This is a genomic window from Sphaerospermopsis reniformis (assembly GCF_005402885.1).
Taxonomy (GTDB): Bacteria; Cyanobacteriota; Cyanobacteriia; order Cyanobacteriales; family Nostocaceae; genus Sphaerospermopsis; species Sphaerospermopsis kisseleviana.
In genome coordinates this window covers 1-530 of sequence record NZ_BJCE01000557.1, presented here as the reverse complement: position 1 = coordinate 530, position 530 = coordinate 1, and the positions used below count along the sequence as shown (strand labels likewise).

The 530-nt window shown below is 36.6% G+C and carries 2 protein-coding genes; both read right to left on the bottom strand.

Annotation, left to right across the window (positions count from 1 at the left end; translation table 11 throughout):
* On the bottom strand, positions 1-90 hold a 90-nt coding region (locus tag FFR48_RS28395), incomplete at its 3' end, for a helix-turn-helix domain-containing protein (RefSeq protein ID WP_162502001.1).
* A 9-nt stretch (positions 91-99) separates the two neighbouring features.
* On the bottom strand, positions 100-530 hold a 431-nt coding region (locus FFR48_RS28390), incomplete at its 5' end, for an IS607 family transposase (protein ID WP_137669626.1).

Below are 530 nucleotides of genomic sequence, written 5' to 3'. Positions count from 1 at the left end.
ATAGGTAAACCTTGCTATACCAGCGTGTTTAGCCATTAATATTTCCTGGGTTTTGTTTAACTTGAGTTTTGTTTTGATAGATAAAAGCATTGCTCGACCTCAACACTGTATTTCTTTGCTGTCTAAAGCTGACATATCTTGTACAGGTTTGTCAATAGCATTTTTGAGATGATCCTTGATTTCTTGGGAGTAATTCCTCAATCCGTACAATCGACAAGAAAAGCAGTGGATAATTGCCATTAGGTCTTCCACTAATTCTTGTTGAGGTGATAAAGATTCCTGATTTGCAATTATGATCTGACACCTCACGGAACTTGCTAATTCCATAATAAAGTCAAAAGCAAACCGACACATTCTGTCTTTGTGCGCCACAACAATTGTCGATATTTCGCCTTTAAGCATTGATAACATAATTGATAAAAACTTTTTTCTTTTAAAGTTTAATCCGCCTCCAATCTCTGAAACCCAATCATCAACAGCTAACCCACGACTCAAACAAAATGTTTCCATCGCGGATACTTGGTTTCTGA